The sequence below is a fragment of the Pseudomonas sp. HMWF006 genome, assembly GCF_003061205.1.
Taxonomy (GTDB): Bacteria; Pseudomonadota; Gammaproteobacteria; order Pseudomonadales; family Pseudomonadaceae; genus Aquipseudomonas; species Aquipseudomonas monsensis.
In genome coordinates, this window is the sequence record NZ_QAIU01000550.1 from 23,166 (window position 1) to 23,892 (window position 727).

Consider the following 727-nt stretch of genomic DNA (forward strand, 5'->3'; position numbering starts at 1 on the left):
GACTCGGGCGCAATGGCTGATTGCGATCGGTTTGTGTCCGGTGTTGCTGGCGCTGAACCTGCCGATCAGCCTCAGCGGGCCGTTGGCGAATCTGTTGGCGGTGCCTTGGGTCAGTCTGGTGGTGCTGCCACCCGCGCTGCTTGGCACGGTGTTGTTACCGCTGCCGTATGTCGGCGAAGGTTTACTGTGGCTGGCGGGTGTCTTGATCGACGGGCTGTTTCGCGGGCTGGCGCTCATTGCCGGACACTGGCCGGCCTGGGTGGCGGCTTCGATGCCGGTGTGGGTCTGGGCGATCGGCGCACTTGGCGCGTTGCTGTTGCTGCTGCCGCGAGGCGTGCCCATGAGGATTTTGGGCTGGCCACTACTGCTGATCCTGGCGCTGCCGCCACGCGAGCCACTGGCACACGGCCTGGCGGATGTCTGGCAATTGGATGTTGGCCAAGGCCTGGCGATTCTGATCCGCACGCGTCATCACACGTTGCTGTATGACGCCGGGCCGCGTTTCGGCGATTTCGACCTCGGTGAACGGGTGGTAGTGCCGGCGTTGCGCAAACTGCGCGTGGAACACATTGATCTGATGATGCTCAGCCATGCCGACGCCGATCATGCCGGCGGCGCGCTGGCGATTACACGCGGCTTGCCGGTGGCGCGAGTCATCAGCGGCGATCCGCCGGGCCTGCCTGCCGAATTGAGTGCCCACGCCTGCGAAAGTGGACGGCAGTGGCAG

At 65.2% G+C, this 727-nt stretch carries 1 protein-coding gene; it reads left to right on the forward strand.

Annotation, left to right across the window (positions count from 1 at the left end; all coding sequences use genetic code 11):
• On the forward strand, positions 1–727 hold a 727-nt coding region (locus DBR24_RS33645; protein ID WP_256591811.1), incomplete at both ends, for a ComEC/Rec2 family competence protein.